This window comes from Roseovarius sp. B-10 (genome assembly GCF_056859295.1).
Map to the genome: position 1 here is coordinate 14,017 of NZ_JBSXOE010000031.1, position 19,390 is coordinate 33,406.

A 19,390-nucleotide genomic window follows, 5' to 3' on the forward strand; every position below is an offset into this window, starting at 1 on the left:
TACGTGATTTCTGGATGATACGGGGTAAGCACACATCATTTTTCAGCTTAAGGCTTCAATTTTGGCTACGTATTTCAGCAAGTGGCCGCCCTGTTGGCGCATGACCCAGCCGGTCTCGGAAGTTTCATATCGATGACGTCCGGCGAAGCGCATGCCTCGGATGAAGCGTGGGCCAAGGCGACGCGTACCGCGCGCGAGTTGGACCGGATTCTTGACGGAGCGGCGCCGGTGCGTGAGGCCGTGATGCGCGCGGCATCCGAGCTGCGGCTCTCGACACGCCAAGTCTACAACTATCTGGCGCGGTATCGGGAAGAGCGCAGGGTATCGTCCCTTCTGCCGCGAAGGAGTGGAACAAGACAACCAAGGATCAACCCCGCAGTCGAGAACATCATCGCGGTGACCCTGCGGGAGATGTGGTTGCGCCCGGAGCAGCCGGACCTTGCACCGATCGTTGAAGAGATCCGCACCCGCTGCGCAGAGGAAGGGCACACTCCACCCGCCTATGTCACTGTCGCCCGGCGGATCCCCATTCTGTTCGCCCCGGAAGAAATTGCCCGCCGCCGCCTGTCGGATGGTAAACACCTGCACCGGCTGAAGCCGCGACCGGGCTACATCCGGGCTAACCACGCGCTCGACGTTGTCCAGATCGATCACACGCCGGCAGACATCCAATTTGTTGAGGTGATTGATGACCACGGTGTCTTCGTTGGTCGTCCCTATCTGACCATCGCTGCAGATGTGGCCACGAGCGCGATCATCGGCTTCTGCCTGACCCTCGAGCGGCCGTCACGACTGTCTGTCGCGCTTTGTCTGGCGCACGCGATGTGCTGCAAGATTGACTGGCTGGCAGAACGCGGTATCGATCATGCCTGGCCGATGCACGGTCGCCCGAAGCAAATCGTCGTCGATTCCGCCAAGGAGTTCCAGAGCAGCACCTTCAGCAGAGGATGCGCGGACTATGGCATCGCCATACGCATGCGGAACAAGGGCACCGTGCATCGGGGCGGAGTCGTGGAACGCCTGCTTGGGAAAGTGAACACCGCGCTACGCGCCTTGCCCGGCAAGACGGGGCGTTCCATCGCGGATCGGGGCGACTATGCCTCGGAAGCGCGGGCACGGCTCAGCTTCGCGGATCTTGAACGCTGCATCGCGCTCGCGATCATCGACCACAACCTGAGCCAGAATGCGCGCAGGCTGACCGTTCCGGCGAAAGAGTGGGAAGATCGGTTCCAGCCGAAGGACCGGCCTATCGATGCGCCTGTCGATGTGCTGCTGAATTTCCTGCCACGCAAGACGCGGAAAATTTCACCTCAGGGCATCAGTCTCTTCGCCATCGACTATTTCGAGCCCTGGCTTGGCCCGCTGGTTGCGCGTCGTGACCGGCTGGAGCCGCTCGATCTGTGCTATGATCCTCGCGACATCAGCCATGTCTACGTCAAGGATCCGGATACGCAGGCCTGGCGGCCGGTCAGGCGACGGGACGGACTGGCCGAGCCGATCACGCTTTGGCAGCACCAGGCGGATCGACAGCAGCGGCGTGAAATCCAGCGGCGCCCTGTGCAGGAGGCATCAGCCATCCGACGCGAAATCGCAGCCACTGCTGCCGCCGCCAAAACCCCCAAAAGCCGGTTGAAGGAGATGACCCGCGCCCGGCATGCCACCGAGGCAAAGAAGCCTTATGCCGACTTCGCCGCGCCTTCCGTCCCGACCCAAGAAAAGCTCGATCCGGATCGCCCTCGGCGGGTCTTCCCTGTCGAGGATTGGTAGGGTGCCGGATCACCTCATGCCCGCCATAATCCCGCTCTTGCAGGCCGATGACGCAGTGCGGATCGCCCATGTTCGCGCGCCGCGCTGGATCAGCCATCCGGCCGCCGGCGCGGCGCATGACGCGATGCGACTGCTGCTCGAGCGACCGCCATCGCTGCGCCCACGCGGTTTGCTGCTTGCCGGTCCCTACCACAACGGCAAGACCATGATCGCCGAACGCTTCGCCATCGAACATGGGGTCTGCTCCGGCTGGGGGCAGAATGACACCCTAAGGCCGGAGATCACCTGGTTTTCCATCTGTATTCGCCCGTGAGCAGGATATGCGCCCATCCGAGTGGCGAGATGTGCGCCAAGAGTTGGGGCGAACAGTCGAGGCCGGTGCCCTTTCGGGCTGCGACTGCGTGGCCAAGATGCTTGGTGTTCCAATATATGATAATTGAGGCAAGCAGGTTCAGCCCTGCCATGCGGTAATGCTGCCCTTCAGAAGTTCGGTCTCGGATTTCGCCCTGGCGACCGATACGGAGGGCGTTTTTCAGCGCATGATGCGCCTCACCCTTGTTCAGGCCGATTTGTGCGCGGCGCTGCATGTCGGCGTCCAGCACCCAGTCGATGATGAACAGTGTGCGCTCGATCCGCCCGATCTCCCGTAAGGCAACAGCCAGTTCATGCTGGCGCGGGTACGAGGCGAACTTCCGCAGGAGCTGACTGGGTGGCATGACACCTGCCGCCATTGTGGCGACGGCGCGTAAGATGTCCGGCCAGTTTTCCGTGATCAGCGTTTCTCTGATCTTACCGCCAACCAGCCCGCGGATTTCCTTCGGCGCGGCGACGGGGTCGAAGAGATAGAGCCGTTTTGACGGTAGGTCACGGATGCGGGGAACGAAGCGATAAGACAGGAGCGCGGTCGCCGCAAAGACATGATCCGTGAAGCCGCCGGTGTCGGCGTATTGCTCTTTGATCTTCTTCCCCACCTCGTTCATCAGCAGGCCATCCAGGATGTATGGGGCCTCGTTGACGGTCGCAGGGATATTCTGTGTGGCAAACGGGCCGAACTGGTCGGAGACATGGGTGTAGGCTTTCAAACCGGGCTCCTGTCCATACTTCGCGTTGATGAGGTTCATCGCCTCTCCATGCCGCGTAGTTGGAAAGAACTGACCATCGCTTGAAGCGGTCATACCGCCGCCCCAGAACTGCGCCATCGGTAAACTGGCCTGGGCCTCGATCACCTTGGCGAGCGCCCTGTTGATGGCATCGCTTTCAACATGCCACCGGGACAAGCGCGAGAGTTGGAAGTAGTCATGCGAACTGGTCGCCTCGGCCATCTTGCTGAGGCCAAGGTTCAATCCCTCGGCTAGCAGCACGTTCAGCAACCCGATGCGATCCTTGCAGGGAACGCCGGTGCGCAGATGCGTGAAGGCTTCGGTGAAGCCGATATCGTCATCAACTTCCTGCAGCAGATCGGTGATCCGAACGGCAGGCAGGCGGCCATAGAGATCAAGCACCATGCCATCAGCATCCGCCGGGATTGCTGCCGTCAAACGATCAATCTTGAGAACGCCGTTCTCGATTGAACCGCCGGGAATCGCGCCAGCTCTCGCAGCTTTGGCCAAACGCTTCATACCTTCTTCCAGCCTTGCCTTGCGATCATCGAGCCAGGTCTCAGGTTCGAATGGCATCGTCAGGCGAGGGCACGCCTTGGCTGTTTCTATCGGTACCAAAGCCTGTTTCAGATCAGCGTAACGCCGGGAGTGGGGCAGCCAGATATCGCCGGATCGGAAGGCTTCGCGAACCTGGAACAACACGGCGACCTCCCAGAGCCGATCGTCACCCGGGTCCTCAGCGTTGAGGTGTCGATGCCATTTCGAGGTTCGGCGCAAGAAGCCAACCTGACGGGGCGCATCAGTTTGATCCTGGGCGATAATTTTTGTCGCTTGCATCAAGGGCGCCGCCACCGGGGCGGCGCAGATATCGAGCGCCCGCAGCATTCTTGGGGCATAGCGCCGGAACCGGTGATATCCATGAACAACATGAGACAGGGCGTCAGCCGCCATCGTGTCAGTCAACTCGGCCGCGGTTGTCACCATACGTTCGAGGTGAGACCAGCCACACGCAACTTCGACGGCGGCATCAAGGGACACGCCATCTGCCTTTGCCTCCAGCAGGGCAGCACCGAGATCCTTGAAAGAACGTAATGTCTCACGCAGCGAAGATCTGGCATCCGCGATGCGCGCGTCGGATAACCTTTTCGCATCGCGCCAAGTCTTGCCAACGATCCGGTCATGGGTCTCGATCACGGCATCGGCAATGGCCGCCTTCCATTCCACAGCGCAGACGGCAAGGATCGCCAGGCGCCGGTCACTCGTGATGTCGCGCAATCCGTCGGCAAAGTAGCGCTCGCCCTGGCGGCGCAGGCGGGTGATCCGATGTGGTGGTACATCGACCAGAATGTCCGGTGAGAGGCCCAGGCCCTGCAAAAACTCTAACCTGTCCAGAAGCCGCGATGCGCCCGCCGAGTTGCCGCCCACTTCAAAGCGCCGAAGCCAGATGAACCGGGTGACATTGCCATCCACGATCTCGGTCAATAGCGAGTCTAGCTGGTCCTTGATCCGGTCATCAAGTTTGGCGGTGATCCGGCTTTCAATCCGGCGTTCTGCCGACACCAGAGCATCTGCGCACAGCCGCTCGATGACAGAGATGCCGGGTAGGATCACCTGCGACCGGCGGCACTCTTCGACAAATCGGCGCGCCAGGTCTTCGTTGGATCGGGCAGTTTCAGCCTCATTCTCGAGCCAAGCCTTGAGGCTGCGAGCGCCTTGGCCAGAGAACATCTTGAAGCCGTAAACCTGGCGCAGGGCGTGCAGGTGCTGCTGACGGGTTTGGCGACGTGCGGCATAGGGTAAGACATCGTCGCCGGTCAGGCCCAACTGGGCCGCGATGAAGCGCAAGACCTTTTCCGGGATGACTTCGCCAGATGACAACAGCCGCCCGGGATAGCGTAGGGCACAGAGCTGTAGGGCAAAGCCGATCTTGTTCTCCGGCCGTCGCCGTTCGTTGATGTGTTCGATATCGTCGTCTGCCAGCGTGTAATGCCGTAACATCAGGGTCTCATCAGTCGGCAGATCGAAAAGCGCCGAACGCTGGCGCTCGGTCAGAATGGACCGTCTTGGCATGTTGGTTTGTCCTTGTTAATCAGATGTCTGTTCGGGACACATCTCGCACTAGCAAAATCAATGACTTGCAAGGCCAAATTCCATGGAGGTTCAACTGGGACAGCGTGCAGCCATCTATGCCAGAGTTTCCACCGCCGATCAGTCGTGTGACAGGCAGGTGATGGAACTGACTGCTTTCGCAGAACGCGGTGGTTATAAAGTGATCGGTGTCTTCAAAGAAACGGCCTCGGGTGCATCCGCCAATCGTTCCGCCCGGAACCGAATTCTCGACCTGGCTCAGGCACGGCAGATAGATGCCATCCTCGTCAGCGAGCTGTCCCGATGGGGCCGCTCCACGCAAGATTTGTTGGACACTTTGAACAAGCTGGCCGGCTGGAAGGTTTCAGTCGTTGCCATGAGTGGTATGACTTTCGAACTGGACACGCCGCATGGCCGGATGATGGCGACCATGCTGGCAGGTATTGCCCAGTTCGAACGTGACCTGCTCAGCGAACGCGTCAAATCTGGTCTTGCCGCAGCCCGGGCGCGCGGCAAGAAGCTTGGGCGCCAACCCGGACAACGGCCGAAATCCGACAAGCTTGCACCCACGGTCATCCAAGCTGTGGCCGAGGGTCGCTCATACCGATGGATTGCACGTGATCTCGGCATAAGCAAAAACACCGTGCTCGACATAATGAAACGACATAGAGAAAACACTTAGGGTGTCATTCTGCCCCCAGCCGGAACAGACCCCAACATCTGCGTACCGCCGACCAGCAAAAGGTGTGGGTGATCCAGACCCGGGAAGGTGCAGGCCTGTCGCATTTCTATGCCAGCATCCTGTCCGGATTGCGCGCGCCACAAGCCGCGGGCTGGCGCAGCCTGTCCCGCGCCGGCGATCAGGTCGATCATCTTCTGGAGCGCCTGAAGCCGCGCCTTTTGATCTTCGACGAGTTCCACAGCGCATTGCGCGGGCGGCGCCAGGATGTGAAGGCCATCTTCTCGTTCTTGCGGCGGATCGCACGGGTGCATGACATCTCACCAGTCCTTGTCGGCGAAATCGCGATCTACGATGCGGTGCATGACACCGACGAAATGGGCTCACGTTTCGATACGATCCCCATTCCACGATGGCCGTATGACGAGGAATTCGCGACGCTTCTCGACAGCCTGGAAGCCAGTCTGCCGCTCGCCGACACCTCCGATCTGTCGCGCGAACCCTTGGCGAAGATCATCCATGATCTGTCAGAGGGGCTGATCGGCGAGGTTGTCGAGATCGTCACCCGTGCCGCAGTGGCGGCAATCTCGCGCGGTGAGGGCCGGATCACGGGCGCAACCCTGTGGGACCTCGGCTATGTGCCTCTCTCGAGGCGCCGTAATTCCGCTTTGCGTCACGATATGACATGAGGTTTGGGCCGACCGAGATATCCGTCACATCTGCAGAGCGGTATGAAAGTGTGGCGGGAAGCCGTTGGCCAGTGAGCATTATGCCCGCACCAGGTGAACTTCTGTCGAGTTGGCTGCACCGCCTCGCCTACGCGAACGGCATACCTCCGCACTATTTTGGCACGCTTCTCGGAGCGCCGGGTGAGAACTGGTCGGCGCGGCTTGATCGGGCGTTGCCCGATCGCATCCTGCAGTTTCTGCGAGAGCATACCGGCATACCCGTGGAAGACATCGCGGCTCTGACCATTGCCCCTGACCCTTTGGCTGTGCTGCGTTTGCCCCTGCGGGCATCGCCTCAGCAGAGTTGCGCACCCAGGAGGCAGGTTACCTGGCTGCAGTTCTGTCCCGCTTGTCTGACGGAAGACGAAACGCCCTATTTTCGCCGAGACTGGCGCCTCGCGACACGCGTTTCTTGCTTTCGCCACGGCTGCCGACTTCGGGACAGGTGCCCATCCTGCGGACAAGGATTGGCTCCGTTCAGCCAGAAGCGTCTTGTGCCGCATCAGATCTGCGCCTGGTGCGGCGCGGCCCTCTGCAAACGCATCCGTCCTGCCACCAATGGGGTTCGGCGTCTTGAGCGTCTGATCGACGATCTGCTTCGTCTGCAGGCATCAGGGCATCGAATGGCAGAGGGGCGATCACTCCCGGACCTTCTTGGATCAGCCTGCTTTCAATTTAGTCGACGGCCAATGTCCATCGCGCGCCTCTCTCATCGGGATCGCTATCAGCTGTTTCAGAAATTGGCGGAAGGGCGGTCGACGCCGTTCGAAAAGAGAAGAAGTTCCGCGATTATCTATTGGAAACGCGTCGTTCAGGCTGCGCCAGCTTGGAGCGGACTGGTCACATCTTTCAGCGATGCCGTCCTGCCTCGGCCCAAAGCTGGGCCTTGCTCTACCACCGCTGGCCCGCATTTGGCGGATCTCGTTCAGGCGGCCGCGCGGCTCGATCAGCAGCGGCAAGCGCTGTAAAAATTCCCGGTGAGTTTCAGGCGCGCGCGGCCAGCCCGGCATCATTCAGCTGTTCAGCATCTGGCAGGTCGCGCAAGCTCTCCAGCCCGAAAGCTGCGAGGAACGCGTCTGTGGTCACGAAGGTATAGGGGGCACCACGACGCGGCGCGCGCGGCCCAGTTCCAATCAGACCCTGCGCATGCAGCCTTCCGATCAGGTCCCGGCTGATCTCTTTGCCAAAGATGTCTTTGAGCCCATCGCGGGTGATCGGCTGGTGGTAGGCGATGGCCGCCAAAATCGCGACGTCGAACTCGTTCAGGTCCAGCAACTGGTCTCCGACATCCGCTGCGGCGCGGATCGCAGGCGCGTAAACAGGCCGCGTCCGGAACATCCACCCCCCTGCGACCATGGCAATCTCGAACGCCCGCCCTTCCAGATCAGCGGCAAGGTCTTCCAACAGCAGATCAACCGAAGTCCCCTGCCCCACTATGCGCGCCAGATCCTCGCGCGGTACAGGCGAGGCAGAGGCAAACAGCACCGCCTCGATCCGGCGCATCCATTCCCGCCAGCGCAACTCCGGTGGCAGGTCGAGCAACTCGCGATCAAGCTCAGCTTCTGGTCGATCCTTCGACTTCCTTTCCGGTCGCATGTCCGAACCGCGAAACCGGTTCCCACTTTCGCTGTCCATGCTCATGGCTACACCCCGTAGAGCCGGAATGTGTCGCGCCCGGTTAGCTCACGGACCGCGCCGAGATCGACAAGCCGGTCACAGAGCCGCCGCGCCGCGCGGTCCGGCAAAGGCAGGGCACTGGGCGCCACGGCGTCCTGCGTCAGGAATATTTTCACCGCCGCCCCTGCCCCCTTGGCCCGAAGCTTTGGTGCAACTCCTTTCAAAAGCGAAGCCCGACGCGCGAGATCGACAGCCAGACGCGCGGCCTCGACCGCGGATGCGGTCACTGCGCGATGACAGGCTAGGCGCAAATCGTCACCCCGCTTGCGCAGGTCTGTGCGTTTCAAACCCGCGGCCAGCAGCGGCACGACATGATCCCAACCAAGCGCCTGGGCGAGGGCGGCGTCCGCGAGGATCAACGCCGGGACTTCGGCACGGGGTGCCTCCGTCAGGACAGCATCCAGCGCCATCGCGGCACGGGTCACCGGCGCTCCCTTCCCCGTATCGAGCCATGTAGCAATCTGGCCCAACTCCAAGATCGGCAAGGCTCGGCCCAGAGCCTTGATCGACACCGGCCGCTCCACCGCGCGACGCCAGGCAAGGTAAGTTTCCCCCGCGGGACCAGGTAGATCGCCAGGGCGCAGAAGATGAATCGCGTCGCGCAGCTCTGGGGCTCTTTCCGGACGACCAGAAAACCCGGCACATGCCTCGGCCGCTCGCAGCGCCAGCCGATCCCGCAACAAGGCTTTGGGGACCTCTTCGCGTCCCAACACAAGATGCAGGTGGTTCAGCGCCGCGCCTGATAAAAACGCCACATCTTCAAAGGCTTCAGGACGTGCCGAGGTGACCCATGCGGGCATCCGGGGTAGAGTGTCTGTGTCGATGGAGTGTTCCGGTCGGGCAAATGTCATGACTGAAGCCTAAACCATCGCGGCGCTTTGCTCCAGAAAATAGCACAGAAAACGCCTCGCTCTATCTTTTGCCATGATGTCCGATAATCTTGCATTATCGGGCGTAAAAATGATATGCTCGAAAACATGAGCAGTCCTACGAATAACAGCACCAAAATCGAGGATTCCGACGCGTCTGGCGCAGAGATTTCGAGCTCAGCGTCCTATGACTCGTTGAACGGTGACGAACACGACAAGAGAACCTCTCGGGACCGAGCCTCAATCGCCCTGCCCGCCAATGTGGCCGGCTCCGGCGCACTCGACCGGCTGATCGATACCGCCCGTGGCTACGCCGAGGCCTCGACAGCCGGGAACACGAACAAGGCCTATGCGGCCGACTGGAAACACTTCAGCCGCTGGTGCCGGTTGAAAGGCACGGAACCTCTGCCCCCCGCGCCCGAGATGATTGGACTTTATGTGGCTGATCTGGCTGCACCAACCGGGAAGGCCCCTACCCTTTCGGTCTCCACGATCGAGCGCCGTCTCTCGGGGCTTGCCTGGAACTACAGACAGCGCGGGTTCACTCTTGATCGCAAGGACCGGCATATCGCCACCGTTCTGGCCGGGATCAAACGCAAGCATGCGCGCCCGCCGGTCCAGAAGGAAGCGATCCTGCCTGAGGACATCCAGGCCATGGTGGCCACCCTTTCCTACGATCTCCGCGGGCTCCGAGACCGGGCGATCTTGCTTTTGGGCTATGCAGGTGGCCTGCGCCGGTCGGAGGTGGTCTGCCTCGATGTGCATAAGGACGATACACCGGACTCCGGCGGCTGGGTCGAAGTCTTCGACGGCGGCGCCCTGCTCACCCTCAATGCCAAGACCGGATGGCGCGAGGTTGAGGTCGGGCGTGGCTCAAGCGGCCAGACCTGTCCCGTCCACGCGCTTGAGCAATGGCTACACTTTGCGAAGATCGACTTTGGGCCGGTCTTCGTGCGCACCTCGCGGGACGGCAAGCGTGCCCTCGAGTCCCGCCTTTCCGACAAGCACATAGCGCGACTGATCAAGGCAACCGTTATGAAGAGTGGCATCAGATCCGATTTGCCGGAAGCCAAACGGTTGGCAATGTTCTCGGGGCATTCCTTGCGTGCCGGGCTCGCCTCGTCGGCAGAGGTTGATGAGCGCTATGTTCAAAAGCAACTCGGACATGCGTCGGCCGAGATGACCCGGCGCTATCAGCGCAGGCGCGACAGGTTCCGGGTGAACCTGACCAAAGCCGCAGGGCTGTGAAGCTCAGGATTCTTGACCCATTGGTGAAGCGCTAAGGTGAAATTCCAGCGCTTCAGTTTCAGCTTACTGCTTCAATTGAAATCGGGAACTAAACGCGACAGCCGCCGCGAAACCGACGACCGCCTGCCCGCCATCGTCGCCGCCATCAAGGGCGCGGATCCCGGCATTACGCTCCAGGCGATCTGTGAACGGCTGGAATCTATGCGCGAACGCACACCACGTGGCCGAACGAGATGGCAGCCGTCGTCAGTCAAGATGCTGTTGGAGCGGGCGGAGAGGCTGGGGCTGCTTGAGTAGCCTAACAACCTTGCAAATCCTCCACTACAGGGAAGGATTACAAGGTTGTGGTCAGTTTCAGGCACAGAAGCCGTCCGCTCATGCAAAGGGGTTGACGATGCGAAGCTGGCCTTCCACCAGCAGGCCATCTTGCATGTCCTCGCTCCACAGCGTGGTACACCCCGCAACCAAAGCGCTGGCCACGATCATCGCGTCGTAGATCGAGAAGCCGTAGCGTTCCGCCAAAGCGCGGCCGACGTCATGGGTCTGCACGGAGAGATCTTCGACGGGACACAAGGCGCGCACGCCTTCGAGAAAGGCCGCTGCTTCCTCCCAACCGAGGCCAGCTTTGCGGCGGCAGTTCACCAGTGACTCGTTTAGAACCTGAACGCTGATCCGGGGCCCCTGCCCCAGGATGACCTCGGCGCGATCGGCCTTTGGGCCATCGTCGAGCAGGTAAAGAACGACATTCGTGTCCGCGAACTCAGCGCTCATGTGCGTCGTCGCGGCTCAGACGTTCTGCTGCGGACAACTTGCCCCGGAAGCGGCGCAGGCCGGTAAGTACCTCATCCGCACGAGCAAGGCGACGGACTCTGACCCGACCGTCGTCCTTGACCAGGTCGATCTGATCACCCTCCTTGAGACCAAGCTCTCGGACGAGCTCCGCGGGCAAACGGACGGCCAGCGAGTTACCCCATTTTGCGACCTGCATCGTGACCTCCCATGCGGATATACGTCTTGTAATGTATATCCGAAAGGTTCCTAAGACAAGCCTGCCGCAAACCCTAGCTACTCTTGTGCATGACGCAGCGACTGACACCAAATCTAGAAAGAGCTTGCACGAATCTGATAGCTCGGGCAATAGTCTCGATAAATAACGCGCGATCACATAAAAAACGCGCCCACGAATCGAGGCAGAGATGAGCGAAGCTGAGCAGGACCTGGACATTGCCATCGGGCACTACGCAGAGCTTCTTGCGTCCAATCTTCATGCGCAACGTGCTGCCCACTTCCCTCCCGACGCCAAAAAAGTCATGCGCAGCCTGACCAGCGGCGAGGCGGCCGAGTTGCTTGGCGTCGATCATACCTACCTTCGCAAGCTTCATCGAGAAGGAAAGATCGCTGACGTCGAAACCACTGCGGGCAGCCACCGGCGATATACCCTCGATGATATCTGGGAGATTCGCCACGCTCTTGAGGCAAACGCGAAGAAGCCTGGAACCTACGTTCCGGGGCGTCGTGCCGGTGACGAGCTTCAGATTGTTTCTGTTGTGAACTTCAAAGGCGGGTCCGGGAAAACGACAACATCCGCTCACCTTGCACAGCGCTTGGCTCTCAAGGGATATCGTGTCCTTGCGATCGATCTGGACCCCCAGGCATCCCTTTCCGCGCTGCATGGCATCCAGCCTGAGCTGGACCTGATGGAGGGTGGCACGCTGTATGATGCGGTTCGCTACGATGAACCGGTCCCGATCTCGGACGTGATCCGCAAGACCTACATCCGTGGTCTTGACCTGATTCCCGGGAACCTCGAGCTCATGGAATTCGAACATGAGACACCGGCAGCCATTCAGCGTGGCGGCGCCCGCGCATTCTTTGCCCGTGTGCGCGACGCGCTCGACAGTGTCGAAGCGGACTATGACGTCGTCGTCATCGACTGTCCGCCGCAGCTTGGTTTTTTAACCATGTCCGCCCTTTCAGCATCTTCAGGGGTGCTTGTTACCGTTCACCCCCAAATGCTCGATCTGATGTCCATGTCGCAGTTTCTGCGAATGACCGCTGATCTGCTTGGCGTCATCCGGGATGCTGGCGCAAACCTTCGCTTCGACTGGCTGCGCTTTCTGCCGACCCGCTACAAGGTGGGTGATGCCCCGCAGACCGAGGTCATTGCTTTCATCCGGGGTCTGTTCGGCAGGTCAGTCCTGACCAACCACATGGTTGAGTCTACTGCGATCTCTGATGCAGGGCTGACGAAGCAGACGCTCTACGAGGCCGACAAGAAGGACTTCACGCGTCAGACTTTCGATCGTGCAATCGAATCCATGAACGCCGTCAACGACGAGATCGCGGCGATCATCCAGAACACGTGGGGACGCAATGGCAAGAAAGCCTAAACTGGGACTGCCACTGCAGACCCTGCGCAACGCGCCCGACGCTCTTGAAGGGCGCAGGCTGCGCGGCGGCGTTTTCGAAATCGAGCCTGACCAAATCGAAATCACAGGTCGGCTCGATGACAGGCTGCAGATTGAGACTGCGGGCCTCAAGGCGTCAATTTCCAAGAACGGACAGCGAGTACCAATCCTCGTCCGGCCGCTTGATGGTGATCGCTACAGCCTGATCTATGGCCGTCGTCGACTGGAAGCTTGCAGAGAACTTGGGATCAAGGTCCGCGCCATTGTCACAGAGATGGAGGGCGATCAGGCACTTCGTGATCAGCTGTTAGAGAACCAAGAGCGGCGGGATCTAAGCTTCATCGAACGAGCGCTTGTTGCCGCAGCCTTGCTCGACGGTGACCATCTGAGCGCATCCGAACGCACTAACAAGGGTGTCGCCGAGGTTCTCAATCTGACCGAGGCAGGAGTGTCGCAGCTGTTAAGCGTGGTCCGCACCGTTGGGGAGGACCTGGTCCTCGCCATCGGTGCCGCTCCGGGCATTGGTCGGCCCAGGTGGGAAGAGCTCAAGAAGTTGCTGGGGGCTACGGATGCCGATCGCGAACTGCTTGCAGCTTTGGCGGGTGAGGCCAAAACATCCTACCAAGGCGGTATTGACGAGAAATCCGATCATGCATTTTTGGCCGTCCTCTCTGCTGCAGGGAAGCCCGAACAGACCACATCCTCGTCTCGCCCTCGCGGGCGGCCCGGCACGGTGATTCCGGGGGTCGGTGCCGCCACTGTCACGACCGGACGTCGTGGAAAGCAACTCAAGCTCGAGTTGAAGGCCGAGGAGAGCGATTTTGTCAGCTGGCTTGAGGGCAACGCCCCGCAGCTGATCGCCGAGCTTCACGAGCGCTGGAAGCGTTCGGAAGACTGAGGAAGAGCAACAATCAAAAAGGAGGCACGAGACAGGCAGAAAAGAAAAAGGCCCCGAGAAGCAAGCTTCACGAGACCTTTCTTAGGTTTCGCACGGGACCAGCCCGCTACAAAACTTCAGTTTTCGCACCTCTGAATGTAGCGATCTGGCCCCTTTCCCGCAAGCGCAAAGCGATTCGCGGGCCAGGGAAATTTTGCCTTCGTGAATGACATCATGGATTACACACCGATTTCGCCGTTTATGCGGCCGATATCGCACGCCCATCTGCGCGTGGTCGAGCGTCCTGAGGCGTCTGTTCCCGGCAGGCCCGTCAACAAGTGGGAGCTCCTCCGCGAGCTGTCCAAGGCACAGGCGGCCTTTGGGGTTTCCGAGCGCGATCTGACCGTTCTTCAGGGGCTTCTCAGCTTCTTTCCGGACGATGCGCTTGGCGGGAACACCGAAATGGTCGTCTTCCCATCCAACAAGGCGATCTGCGAGCGGCTGAACGGCATGCCTTGCTCGACGATGCGCCGTCACCTCGCCCGGTTGGTAGAGGCACGCTTGCTCATGCGGCGCGATAGCCCCAATGGGAAGCGGTATGTGCGCAAGCGTGGCGAAGATCGGGTGGCCTTCGGCTTTGATCTCTCCCCGCTCTATTGCCGGGCCGAGGATATTGCACGGGCTGCAGAGGCTGTGCGTGAGGCCGAGGACCGTGTGCGGCGACTGAGGGAGGTAGTGAGCCTTATGCGTCGCGACTTGGCCGCTCTGGCGGAGTTCGGCGAGGAGATCCAGCCCGGGCTTGGCCTGTGGGACCAGCTCCGCGACAAGGCAGCCCTCACCGCCCGCGCTCTTCGCCGCAAACTCTCGCTTGAGGATCTGTCGGCATTTCGGACTGAACTGGAGACCCTTCTTGACCAGGCGCGTAATGTGATTGACGGTCCTGAAACAGAAGAAATGAACACCAATGATGCCCAATGTGAGCGTCACCATCATAATTCAAATAAAGAATCTATAGATCTTGAACCTGCCTTAGAAAAAGGCGGGGCGGCGGGACGCGCGCCTGATGATGATACGGGTGAGCCCGTGGCTGACCTTGAAGAGCCTGACACGAGGCGGGTGCCGAAAATCCCTCTCCACCTGGTAATCGCCGGCTGTCCCTCGCTCAAGACTTTCTATCAGGGCGACATTCGACACTGGCACCAACTTTTCGACGCGGCTTGTCATGTAAGGCCGGCCATGGGGATCAGTGTTTCTGCGTGGGAAGAAGCGCAACGCTGCATGGGACCAGAGCAAGCCTCGATCGTCGTCGTGGCCATGCTGGAACGTTTCTCTGACATCAGATCACCGGGTGGATACTTGCGGGCGCTGACGTCCAAGGCCGCGGCGGGCGAATTCTCTTGCGGTCCGATGGTCATGGCTTTGATCGGTCGGCGAAGTGCGGCTTAACAGCTGTTAAGTTTCAACGCCGCGGTGCTCAGTTGGCATGACTTAACAGCTGTTAAGTCGCCTCTTGGCAACCATACGATCATCGAGAGGGAAAGGAGTGTTGGTTTGAGGGTGACGGGAAATGAGATCGGGAGAGTGGCTTCCGGCGCCCGTCGTGGAGAAGATCTGATGACGAAAGCTGTCCAGAAAATCACCCTGTCCCCGTCCCGGGATATCCCTTTTGACAAACTGGTGTTGAGTCAGTCCAACGTGCGGCGCATCAAGGCTGGCGTGTCCGTCAAGGAACTGGCCGAAGACAGCGCCCGCCGCGGCCTCTTGCAGAGCCTGAGCGTGCGGCCCGTGTTGGCTGACGATGGCACCGAGACCGGCAAGTCGAGATCCCGGCCGGTGGCCGTCGGTTCCAAGCATTGTCCCTGCTGGTGAAGCATAAGTGTTTGGCAAAGACCACGCCCATTCCCTGCATCGTGCGCGATGCTGCGTCCGACATCCTGGCCGAGGATGATTCCCTTGCAGAAAACATGCATCGCGTCGCCCTGCACCCGCTCGACCAGTTCCGCGCGTTTGTGGCGCTGCGGGATAAGGGCCAGAGCGATGCAGAGATTGCTGCCGCCTTCTTCGTGACGCCACAGATCGTGAAGTAGCGCCTGAAACTCGCTTCCGTCGCCCCTGCCCTGCTTGAGGTCTATGCCGAGGATGGCATGACGCTGGAGCAGCGTAAGCGCCTCTCTGATCCCCTCCTGCCGCTCTGAGGCAGTCTGTGCGAGTCCTGCTGTCGAAGTGAGACAGGATAGGACGGCAAAATGGACGTCTCTTTGGACGGCTCAACGGGCGGCTACGCGGGCAGGATCGAGGTTTTGGAAGGGCGGTCGGGCCGGCGCATGCGGAGCGAGGCGGAGCGGGCGCGGATCGCGGCGGAAAGTATGGTGTCCGGAGCGAAGGTCGCCGATGTTGCTCGCCGACACGCGGTGACCCGCTGGCAGGTCTACGATTGGCGCAAGAAGCTGATTGCCGGCGCGCTGGCTCTGCCCGTCGAGACAGCTGAAGAACCGATGTTCGCGGCGCTTGTCGTGGAGCCGAAGCCGGCCCGGCCTGCACCCAGCCCGAAACGGCGCGGCGGCGCGACCAGGTCCAGCAAGATCGAGATGGTGGTCGATGGCGTGACCCTGCGTGTGCCGCCGGACATGGATGAGGCGCAATTGACCCGGATGATCCGCGCGATCCGGGCGGCATCGCAATGATCTCGCCGGCTGGTGGGCTGCGCGTCTACGTGGCCACGCGCCCGACGGATTTCCGGAAGGGCATAGACGGCCTGGCACTGCTGGTTCAGGAGGTGATGGGCCTCGACCCGTTCAGCGGCGCGGCCTTCGTGTTCCGGGCCAAGCGCGCGGATCGCATCAAGGTCCTGGTCTGGGATCAGACCGGCATCGTGCTGGTCCACAAGCGCCTGGAAGGCGCGAAGTTCGTTTGGCCCAAGGCGCAGGACGGCGTGATGAAGATATCGCCCGCGCAGTTCTCGGCGCTGTTCGAAGGCCTCGACTGGCGGCTTGTCCGCCCCGAACGTGTGCGGCGGCCGGAACTGGCCGGGTAGCTGCGGCAGAGTGACTCGGCGATGATTTGTCGGTGGTGGTGATCCCGCCCGTGTGCTTGATCGCAGTCATGACCGACACCGCCCTGGCCGAAGAAAACGCGCTCCTGAAGGCCCGCCTCGCCGAGACCGAGGCGGCGCTCGTGGATGCGGTCGAGGCCCAGAAGCGGCTGGAGAGCATCGTCAGCGAGTTGCGGCGGGAGAGGTTCGGGCGGAGATCCGAAAAGCTCGATCCGGAGCAGTTCAACCTGCCGCTCGAAGATGTGGAACTGGCGCAGGGCGTACTGGACGCGGCGCAGGAGAAGGCGCGGCGCGCGCTGAAGGGGCAAGGTGCAGCCGAGAGCGGCACCCCGAACCGCAACCGCGGCCACCTTCCGAAACACCTGCCCCGGATCGAACGGGTCATCGAGCCCCAAAGCACGCTCTGTCCCTGCGGTTGCGGCGAGATGGCCAGGATCGGCGAAGACGTCTCCGAACGGCTGGATGTGGTGCCTGCCCAGCTCCGCGTGCTGGTCACCCGGCGCCCCAGATATGCCTGCCGGCGCTGTTCCGGCGCGGTGGTCCAGGCGCATGCGCCGGAACATGTCGTGCCCGGCGGCCTGCCCACCGAAGCGCTGATCGCGCAGGTCATGGTGGCCAAGTTCGGCGACCACCTTCCTTTTTACCGCCAGGCCGAGATCTACACCCGGCAGGGGATCACGCTGGATCGGGCGACGCTCGGAAACTGGGTGGGACGCGCCTGTTTCCACCTGCGCCCCATCGCAGACCACCTGAAGGAGCGGCTGAAGGGCGCAGACCGGGTGTTCATGGATGAGACCCGGGCCCCGGTGCTTGATCCCGGGCGACGAAAGACCAAGACCGGATACTTCTGGGCCATTGTTGCTGATGACCGGGGTCACGGCGGTGCCGGCCCTCCCGTGGTGATGTTCCACTACGCGGCCGGCCGCGGCGCCGTGCATGCGCTCCGCTTCCTCGAAGGCTATCGCGGGCACTTCGTGCAATGCGACGGCTATGAAGCCTATGACAAGCTCACAAAGATCGATCGGCCCGAGGGCCCATGGACGCTGGTTCATTGCTGGACGCATGTGCGCCGACGGTTCGTGAAGCGCCTGGAAAAGGACGGCTCACCGATTGCCGAGGCAGCCCTGCGCCAGATCGCAGAGCTCTATGCAATCGAGAAATCGGTGCGCGGCCTGCCCGCCGACGCCCGGCTTGCCGCCCGGCGCGAACTCTCTGCACCAATCCTTGCCGCCTTCCGCCCTTGGCTCGAGGCGCAACTGTCGCGCATTCCGCGTTCGTCAAAGCTGGCCGAGGACATCCGCTACACCCTGGCGCGCTGGCCCGGCCTGACGCGGTTCCTTGAAGACGGCCGTCTGGCGCTGGACACCAACCTGGTAGAGAACCAGATCAGGAAGATTGCTCTGACCCGGAAAAACGCCCTCTTCGCCGGGCACGAGGTCGGCGCAGAAAACTGGGCATTGCTCGCCAGCCTGATTGCGAACTGCAAGATGTGCGACGTCGATCCGGTCAGCTACCTCTCCGACACGCTGCGCGCGTTGCTCGACGGTCATCCCAGAAGCCGCATCGACGATCTTATGCCCTGGAATTTCGCCGTCGCGTCAAGCCGCGCCGCGTAGGGGATCGCCGAGGCGCTTACGGAGCAGCTCATGGCCTTCACCGTGAACCCCGATCACGCGCGTCAGGTTCAGGTCTGGGATGTGATCCATTCATCCTGGAACAAGGAGCCATTCCAGATCCGGCGCATGCTGACCGAGACCTCGGTCCGAGCGTCCGACCGGCGCGCGGTCTTTGTGGGTGTTGAGGCCTACGAAGAGGCGGGCGGCACGATGCTGCATGACCTCTTTCAGGGCGATGACGATGGCTGGCTCGAGGACCCTGCCCTGCTCGATCGGCTGGTGACGGAAAAACTCCAGGCCGAGGCTGAGACGGTTGCGGTTGAGGGCTGGAAGTGGATCGAAGTCGCGCTTGACCTGCCCTACGGCTACAGCTACAGGCTGCGGTCCCTATCCGGCGATCCGGCACCGATGACGGATGAGGAAGGTGCGGCCCATGCCAAGCTGCTCGCCGAGTATCGGGCGCTGGAAGAGGAATACGCGGGTCAGGATGAGATCCCCGACAAGGTCGACACGCGGCTTGGCGTATTGGAAGCGGAGATGGAAAGGATCGAGACCCGGCCGTTGATCTTCGACGCGGAGGAGATCGGGCGGGCAGGGGCGTTCGTCACGCTCGACCGCTACGGCGCGCTGGCCGTCTATCGCGGCTATGTGCGGTCAGAGGATGAGCCTGTTGAGGAGGCAGCGGTCCAGGATGATACTGATCCTGCGGTGGCGGGGCAGGGTGCTGATCGTGATCTCACCGATGGCCATGGCAGTGCCGCTCCTGGCGGAACCATCATTATGTCGGGTGGCCAGCCGATCGGAGCTGACTTCCCGGAGGATGAGGATGACGGAGCGCTGAAGCCACTGCCCGAGCGGCTCGTAATCGAGTTGACGGCACACCGGACGCTGGCGCTGCGTGAAGCGATCGGGCGCTCGCCCGACGTGGCGTTGATTCTGCTGCTGCTGAAGATTGTGACGGACACCTTCCGCACTTCCTCTGCTTCGGGAAGCTGTCTCGAAGCCTCAGTGCGTCACATCTACATGCCGGCGCAGGCGAGCGATCTGAAGGACAGCGTGGTGGCAAAGCTGGTCGACGAGCGTCATGCGCCGGAACGATCTCGTGGCGCTGGACGATGAGGACCATGCCGAAGGGCAGGGGGCGGATGCCGAAGCGGCTGACAGCGTCAGTGAAGCTGACCTTCCTGCATTTCTGACGGATGACCTGCCTGCTGAAGGCGCGTCGATGCTGGCCTCGGAATAACGTGATCCAGCGGGGGGCGGAGATTCCGCCCCCAATCA

Annotated in this window: 17 protein-coding genes and 4 pseudogenes; 16 read left to right on the forward strand and 5 right to left on the reverse strand. The window is 61.4% G+C overall.

Features of this window, described 5'->3' with window-relative positions; translation table 11 throughout:
* Positions 1-132: 132 nt before the first annotated feature.
* Both AC13D8_RS08880 and AC13D8_RS08885 read left to right on the forward strand, forming a co-directional pair.
* Entirely contained in the window at positions 133-1,767 is a 1,635-nt protein-coding gene (locus AC13D8_RS08880) for a Mu transposase C-terminal domain-containing protein (RefSeq protein ID WP_037239331.1), read from the forward strand.
* Between the two features lie 37 nt (positions 1,768-1,804).
* The gene (locus AC13D8_RS08885) at positions 1,805-2,080 is read left to right on the forward strand and encodes a TniB family NTP-binding protein (RefSeq protein ID WP_482968547.1); all 276 of its coding nucleotides are present in this window, start codon (positions 1,805-1,807) and stop codon (positions 2,078-2,080) included.
* Here the strand turns inward: AC13D8_RS08885 and AC13D8_RS08890 are convergent.
* Positions 2,049-4,937: a Tn3 family transposase gene (locus AC13D8_RS08890; protein WP_482968548.1), complete on the reverse strand. Its 2,889-nt coding sequence runs from the start codon at positions 4,935-4,937 to the stop codon at positions 2,049-2,051. The two genes, AC13D8_RS08885 and AC13D8_RS08890, sit on opposite strands and share 32 nt — an antisense overlap.
* Positions 4,938-5,019: 82 nt before the next feature.
* On the opposite strand from AC13D8_RS08890, the gene AC13D8_RS08895 reads away from it, so the two are divergent.
* The 3 genes and pseudogenes from AC13D8_RS08895 (at position 5,020) to AC13D8_RS08905 (ending at position 7,330) form a co-directional block, all read left to right on the forward strand.
* Entirely contained in the window at positions 5,020-5,637 is a 618-nt protein-coding gene (locus AC13D8_RS08895; protein WP_011116763.1) for a recombinase family protein, read from the forward strand.
* A 32-nt stretch (positions 5,638-5,669) separates the two neighbouring features.
* Positions 5,670-6,323 (forward strand): annotated as a pseudogene (locus AC13D8_RS08900) (TniB family NTP-binding protein); the annotation flags it as partial.
* A gap of 80 nt (positions 6,324-6,403) precedes the next feature.
* A complete protein-coding gene (locus AC13D8_RS08905; protein ID WP_074940673.1) occupies positions 6,404-7,330 on the forward strand; it encodes a TniQ family protein in 927 nt (308 codons plus the stop codon).
* A gap of 16 nt (positions 7,331-7,346) precedes the next feature.
* On the opposite strand, the gene scpB is transcribed toward AC13D8_RS08905, so the two are convergent.
* Positions 7,347-7,958: an SMC-Scp complex subunit ScpB gene (gene scpB / locus AC13D8_RS08910; RefSeq protein ID WP_037240140.1), complete on the reverse strand. Its 612-nt coding sequence runs from the start codon at positions 7,956-7,958 to the stop codon at positions 7,347-7,349.
* 47 nt (positions 7,959-8,005) lie between these two features.
* Positions 8,006-8,890: a DUF1403 family protein gene (locus tag AC13D8_RS08915; RefSeq protein WP_037239259.1), complete on the reverse strand. Its 885-nt coding sequence runs from the start codon at positions 8,888-8,890 to the stop codon at positions 8,006-8,008.
* Between the two features lie 126 nt (positions 8,891-9,016).
* On the opposite strand from AC13D8_RS08915, the gene AC13D8_RS08920 reads away from it, so the two are divergent.
* Together AC13D8_RS08920 and AC13D8_RS08925 are read left to right on the forward strand one after the other, a co-directional pair.
* A complete protein-coding gene (locus tag AC13D8_RS08920) occupies positions 9,017-10,156 on the forward strand; it encodes a tyrosine-type recombinase/integrase (RefSeq protein WP_231582182.1) in 1,140 nt (379 codons plus the stop codon).
* Between the two features lie 93 nt (positions 10,157-10,249).
* Positions 10,250-10,453 (forward strand): annotated as a pseudogene (locus AC13D8_RS08925) (recombinase family protein); the annotation flags it as partial.
* A 78-nt stretch (positions 10,454-10,531) separates the two neighbouring features.
* Here the strand turns inward: AC13D8_RS08925 and AC13D8_RS08930 are convergent.
* Entirely contained in the window at positions 10,532-10,927 is a 396-nt protein-coding gene (locus tag AC13D8_RS08930; RefSeq protein WP_009503865.1) for a PIN domain-containing protein, read from the reverse strand.
* A complete protein-coding gene (locus AC13D8_RS08935) occupies positions 10,917-11,144 on the reverse strand; it encodes an AbrB/MazE/SpoVT family DNA-binding domain-containing protein (protein ID WP_009503866.1) in 228 nt (75 codons plus the stop codon). Before AC13D8_RS08935 ends, AC13D8_RS08930 begins: the two co-directional genes overlap by 11 nt.
* 208 nt (positions 11,145-11,352) lie before the next feature.
* On the opposite strand from AC13D8_RS08935, the gene repA reads away from it, so the two are divergent.
* The 9 genes and pseudogenes from repA (at position 11,353) to AC13D8_RS08980 (ending at position 19,352) form a co-directional block, all read left to right on the forward strand.
* Positions 11,353-12,546: a plasmid partitioning protein RepA gene (gene repA / locus AC13D8_RS08940; protein ID WP_009503867.1), complete on the forward strand. Its 1,194-nt coding sequence runs from the start codon at positions 11,353-11,355 to the stop codon at positions 12,544-12,546.
* On the forward strand, positions 12,530-13,462 hold the full coding sequence (gene repB, locus AC13D8_RS08945; protein WP_009503868.1) for a plasmid partitioning protein RepB: 933 nt from the start codon (positions 12,530-12,532) through the stop codon (positions 13,460-13,462). The genes repA and repB overlap by 17 nt, the downstream gene beginning before the upstream one ends.
* Before the next feature lie 213 nt (positions 13,463-13,675).
* Complete coding sequence (repC, locus tag AC13D8_RS08950; RefSeq protein WP_009503869.1) at positions 13,676-14,887, forward strand: plasmid replication protein RepC; 1,212 nt, start codon at positions 13,676-13,678, stop codon at positions 14,885-14,887.
* Between the two features lie 168 nt (positions 14,888-15,055).
* Positions 15,056-15,600 (forward strand): annotated as a pseudogene (locus tag AC13D8_RS08955) (ParB/RepB/Spo0J family partition protein); the annotation flags it as partial.
* Positions 15,601-15,687: 87 nt separating this feature from the next.
* On the forward strand, positions 15,688-16,125 hold the full coding sequence (gene tnpA / locus AC13D8_RS08960) for an IS66-like element accessory protein TnpA (RefSeq protein ID WP_482968549.1): 438 nt from the start codon (positions 15,688-15,690) through the stop codon (positions 16,123-16,125).
* A complete protein-coding gene (tnpB, locus tag AC13D8_RS08965) occupies positions 16,122-16,475 on the forward strand; it encodes an IS66 family insertion sequence element accessory protein TnpB (RefSeq protein WP_482968550.1) in 354 nt (117 codons plus the stop codon). Before tnpA ends, tnpB begins: the two co-directional genes overlap by 4 nt.
* A gap of 68 nt (positions 16,476-16,543) precedes the next feature.
* Positions 16,544-18,109: an IS66 family transposase gene (gene tnpC, locus AC13D8_RS08970; protein ID WP_482968551.1), complete on the forward strand. Its 1,566-nt coding sequence runs from the start codon at positions 16,544-16,546 to the stop codon at positions 18,107-18,109.
* Between the two features lie 21 nt (positions 18,110-18,130).
* Positions 18,131-19,198: pseudogene (locus AC13D8_RS08975) on the forward strand (DNA-binding protein); the annotation flags it as partial.
* Positions 19,194-19,352, forward strand: a complete 159-nt coding sequence (locus AC13D8_RS08980) for a hypothetical protein (protein ID WP_222481223.1) — start codon at positions 19,194-19,196, stop codon at positions 19,350-19,352. The pseudogene AC13D8_RS08975 and the gene AC13D8_RS08980, both read left to right, overlap by 5 nt.
* Positions 19,353-19,390 lie beyond the last annotated feature (38 nt).

Excerpts from the sequence above, each read along its gene's own strand:
- AC13D8_RS08880 (WP_037239331.1), top strand. The coding sequence starts at position 133 with ATGACGTCCGGCGAAGCGCATGCCTCGGATGAAGCGTGGGCCAAGGCG.
- AC13D8_RS08890 (WP_482968548.1), bottom strand. The coding sequence starts at position 4,937 with ATGCCAAGACGGTCCATTCTGACCGAGCGCCAGCGTTCGGCGCTTTTC.
- AC13D8_RS08895 (WP_011116763.1), top strand. The coding sequence starts at position 5,020 with ATGGAGGTTCAACTGGGACAGCGTGCAGCCATCTATGCCAGAGTTTCC.
- AC13D8_RS08905 (WP_074940673.1), top strand. The coding sequence starts at position 6,404 with ATGCCCGCACCAGGTGAACTTCTGTCGAGTTGGCTGCACCGCCTCGCC.
- scpB (WP_037240140.1), bottom strand. The coding sequence starts at position 7,958 with ATGCGACCGGAAAGGAAGTCGAAGGATCGACCAGAAGCTGAGCTTGAT.
- AC13D8_RS08915 (WP_037239259.1), bottom strand. The coding sequence starts at position 8,890 with ATGACATTTGCCCGACCGGAACACTCCATCGACACAGACACTCTACCC.
- AC13D8_RS08920 (WP_231582182.1), top strand. The coding sequence starts at position 9,017 with ATGAGCAGTCCTACGAATAACAGCACCAAAATCGAGGATTCCGACGCG.
- AC13D8_RS08930 (WP_009503865.1), bottom strand. The coding sequence starts at position 10,927 with ATGAGCGCTGAGTTCGCGGACACGAATGTCGTTCTTTACCTGCTCGAC.
- AC13D8_RS08935 (WP_009503866.1), bottom strand. The coding sequence starts at position 11,144 with ATGCAGGTCGCAAAATGGGGTAACTCGCTGGCCGTCCGTTTGCCCGCG.
- repA (WP_009503867.1), top strand. The coding sequence starts at position 11,353 with ATGAGCGAAGCTGAGCAGGACCTGGACATTGCCATCGGGCACTACGCA.
- repB (WP_009503868.1), top strand. The coding sequence starts at position 12,530 with ATGGCAAGAAAGCCTAAACTGGGACTGCCACTGCAGACCCTGCGCAAC.
- repC (WP_009503869.1), top strand. The coding sequence starts at position 13,676 with ATGGATTACACACCGATTTCGCCGTTTATGCGGCCGATATCGCACGCC.
- tnpA (WP_482968549.1), top strand. The coding sequence starts at position 15,688 with ATGGACGTCTCTTTGGACGGCTCAACGGGCGGCTACGCGGGCAGGATC.
- tnpB (WP_482968550.1), top strand. The coding sequence starts at position 16,122 with ATGATCTCGCCGGCTGGTGGGCTGCGCGTCTACGTGGCCACGCGCCCG.
- tnpC (WP_482968551.1), top strand. The coding sequence starts at position 16,544 with ATGACCGACACCGCCCTGGCCGAAGAAAACGCGCTCCTGAAGGCCCGC.
- AC13D8_RS08980 (WP_222481223.1), top strand. The coding sequence starts at position 19,194 with ATGCGCCGGAACGATCTCGTGGCGCTGGACGATGAGGACCATGCCGAA.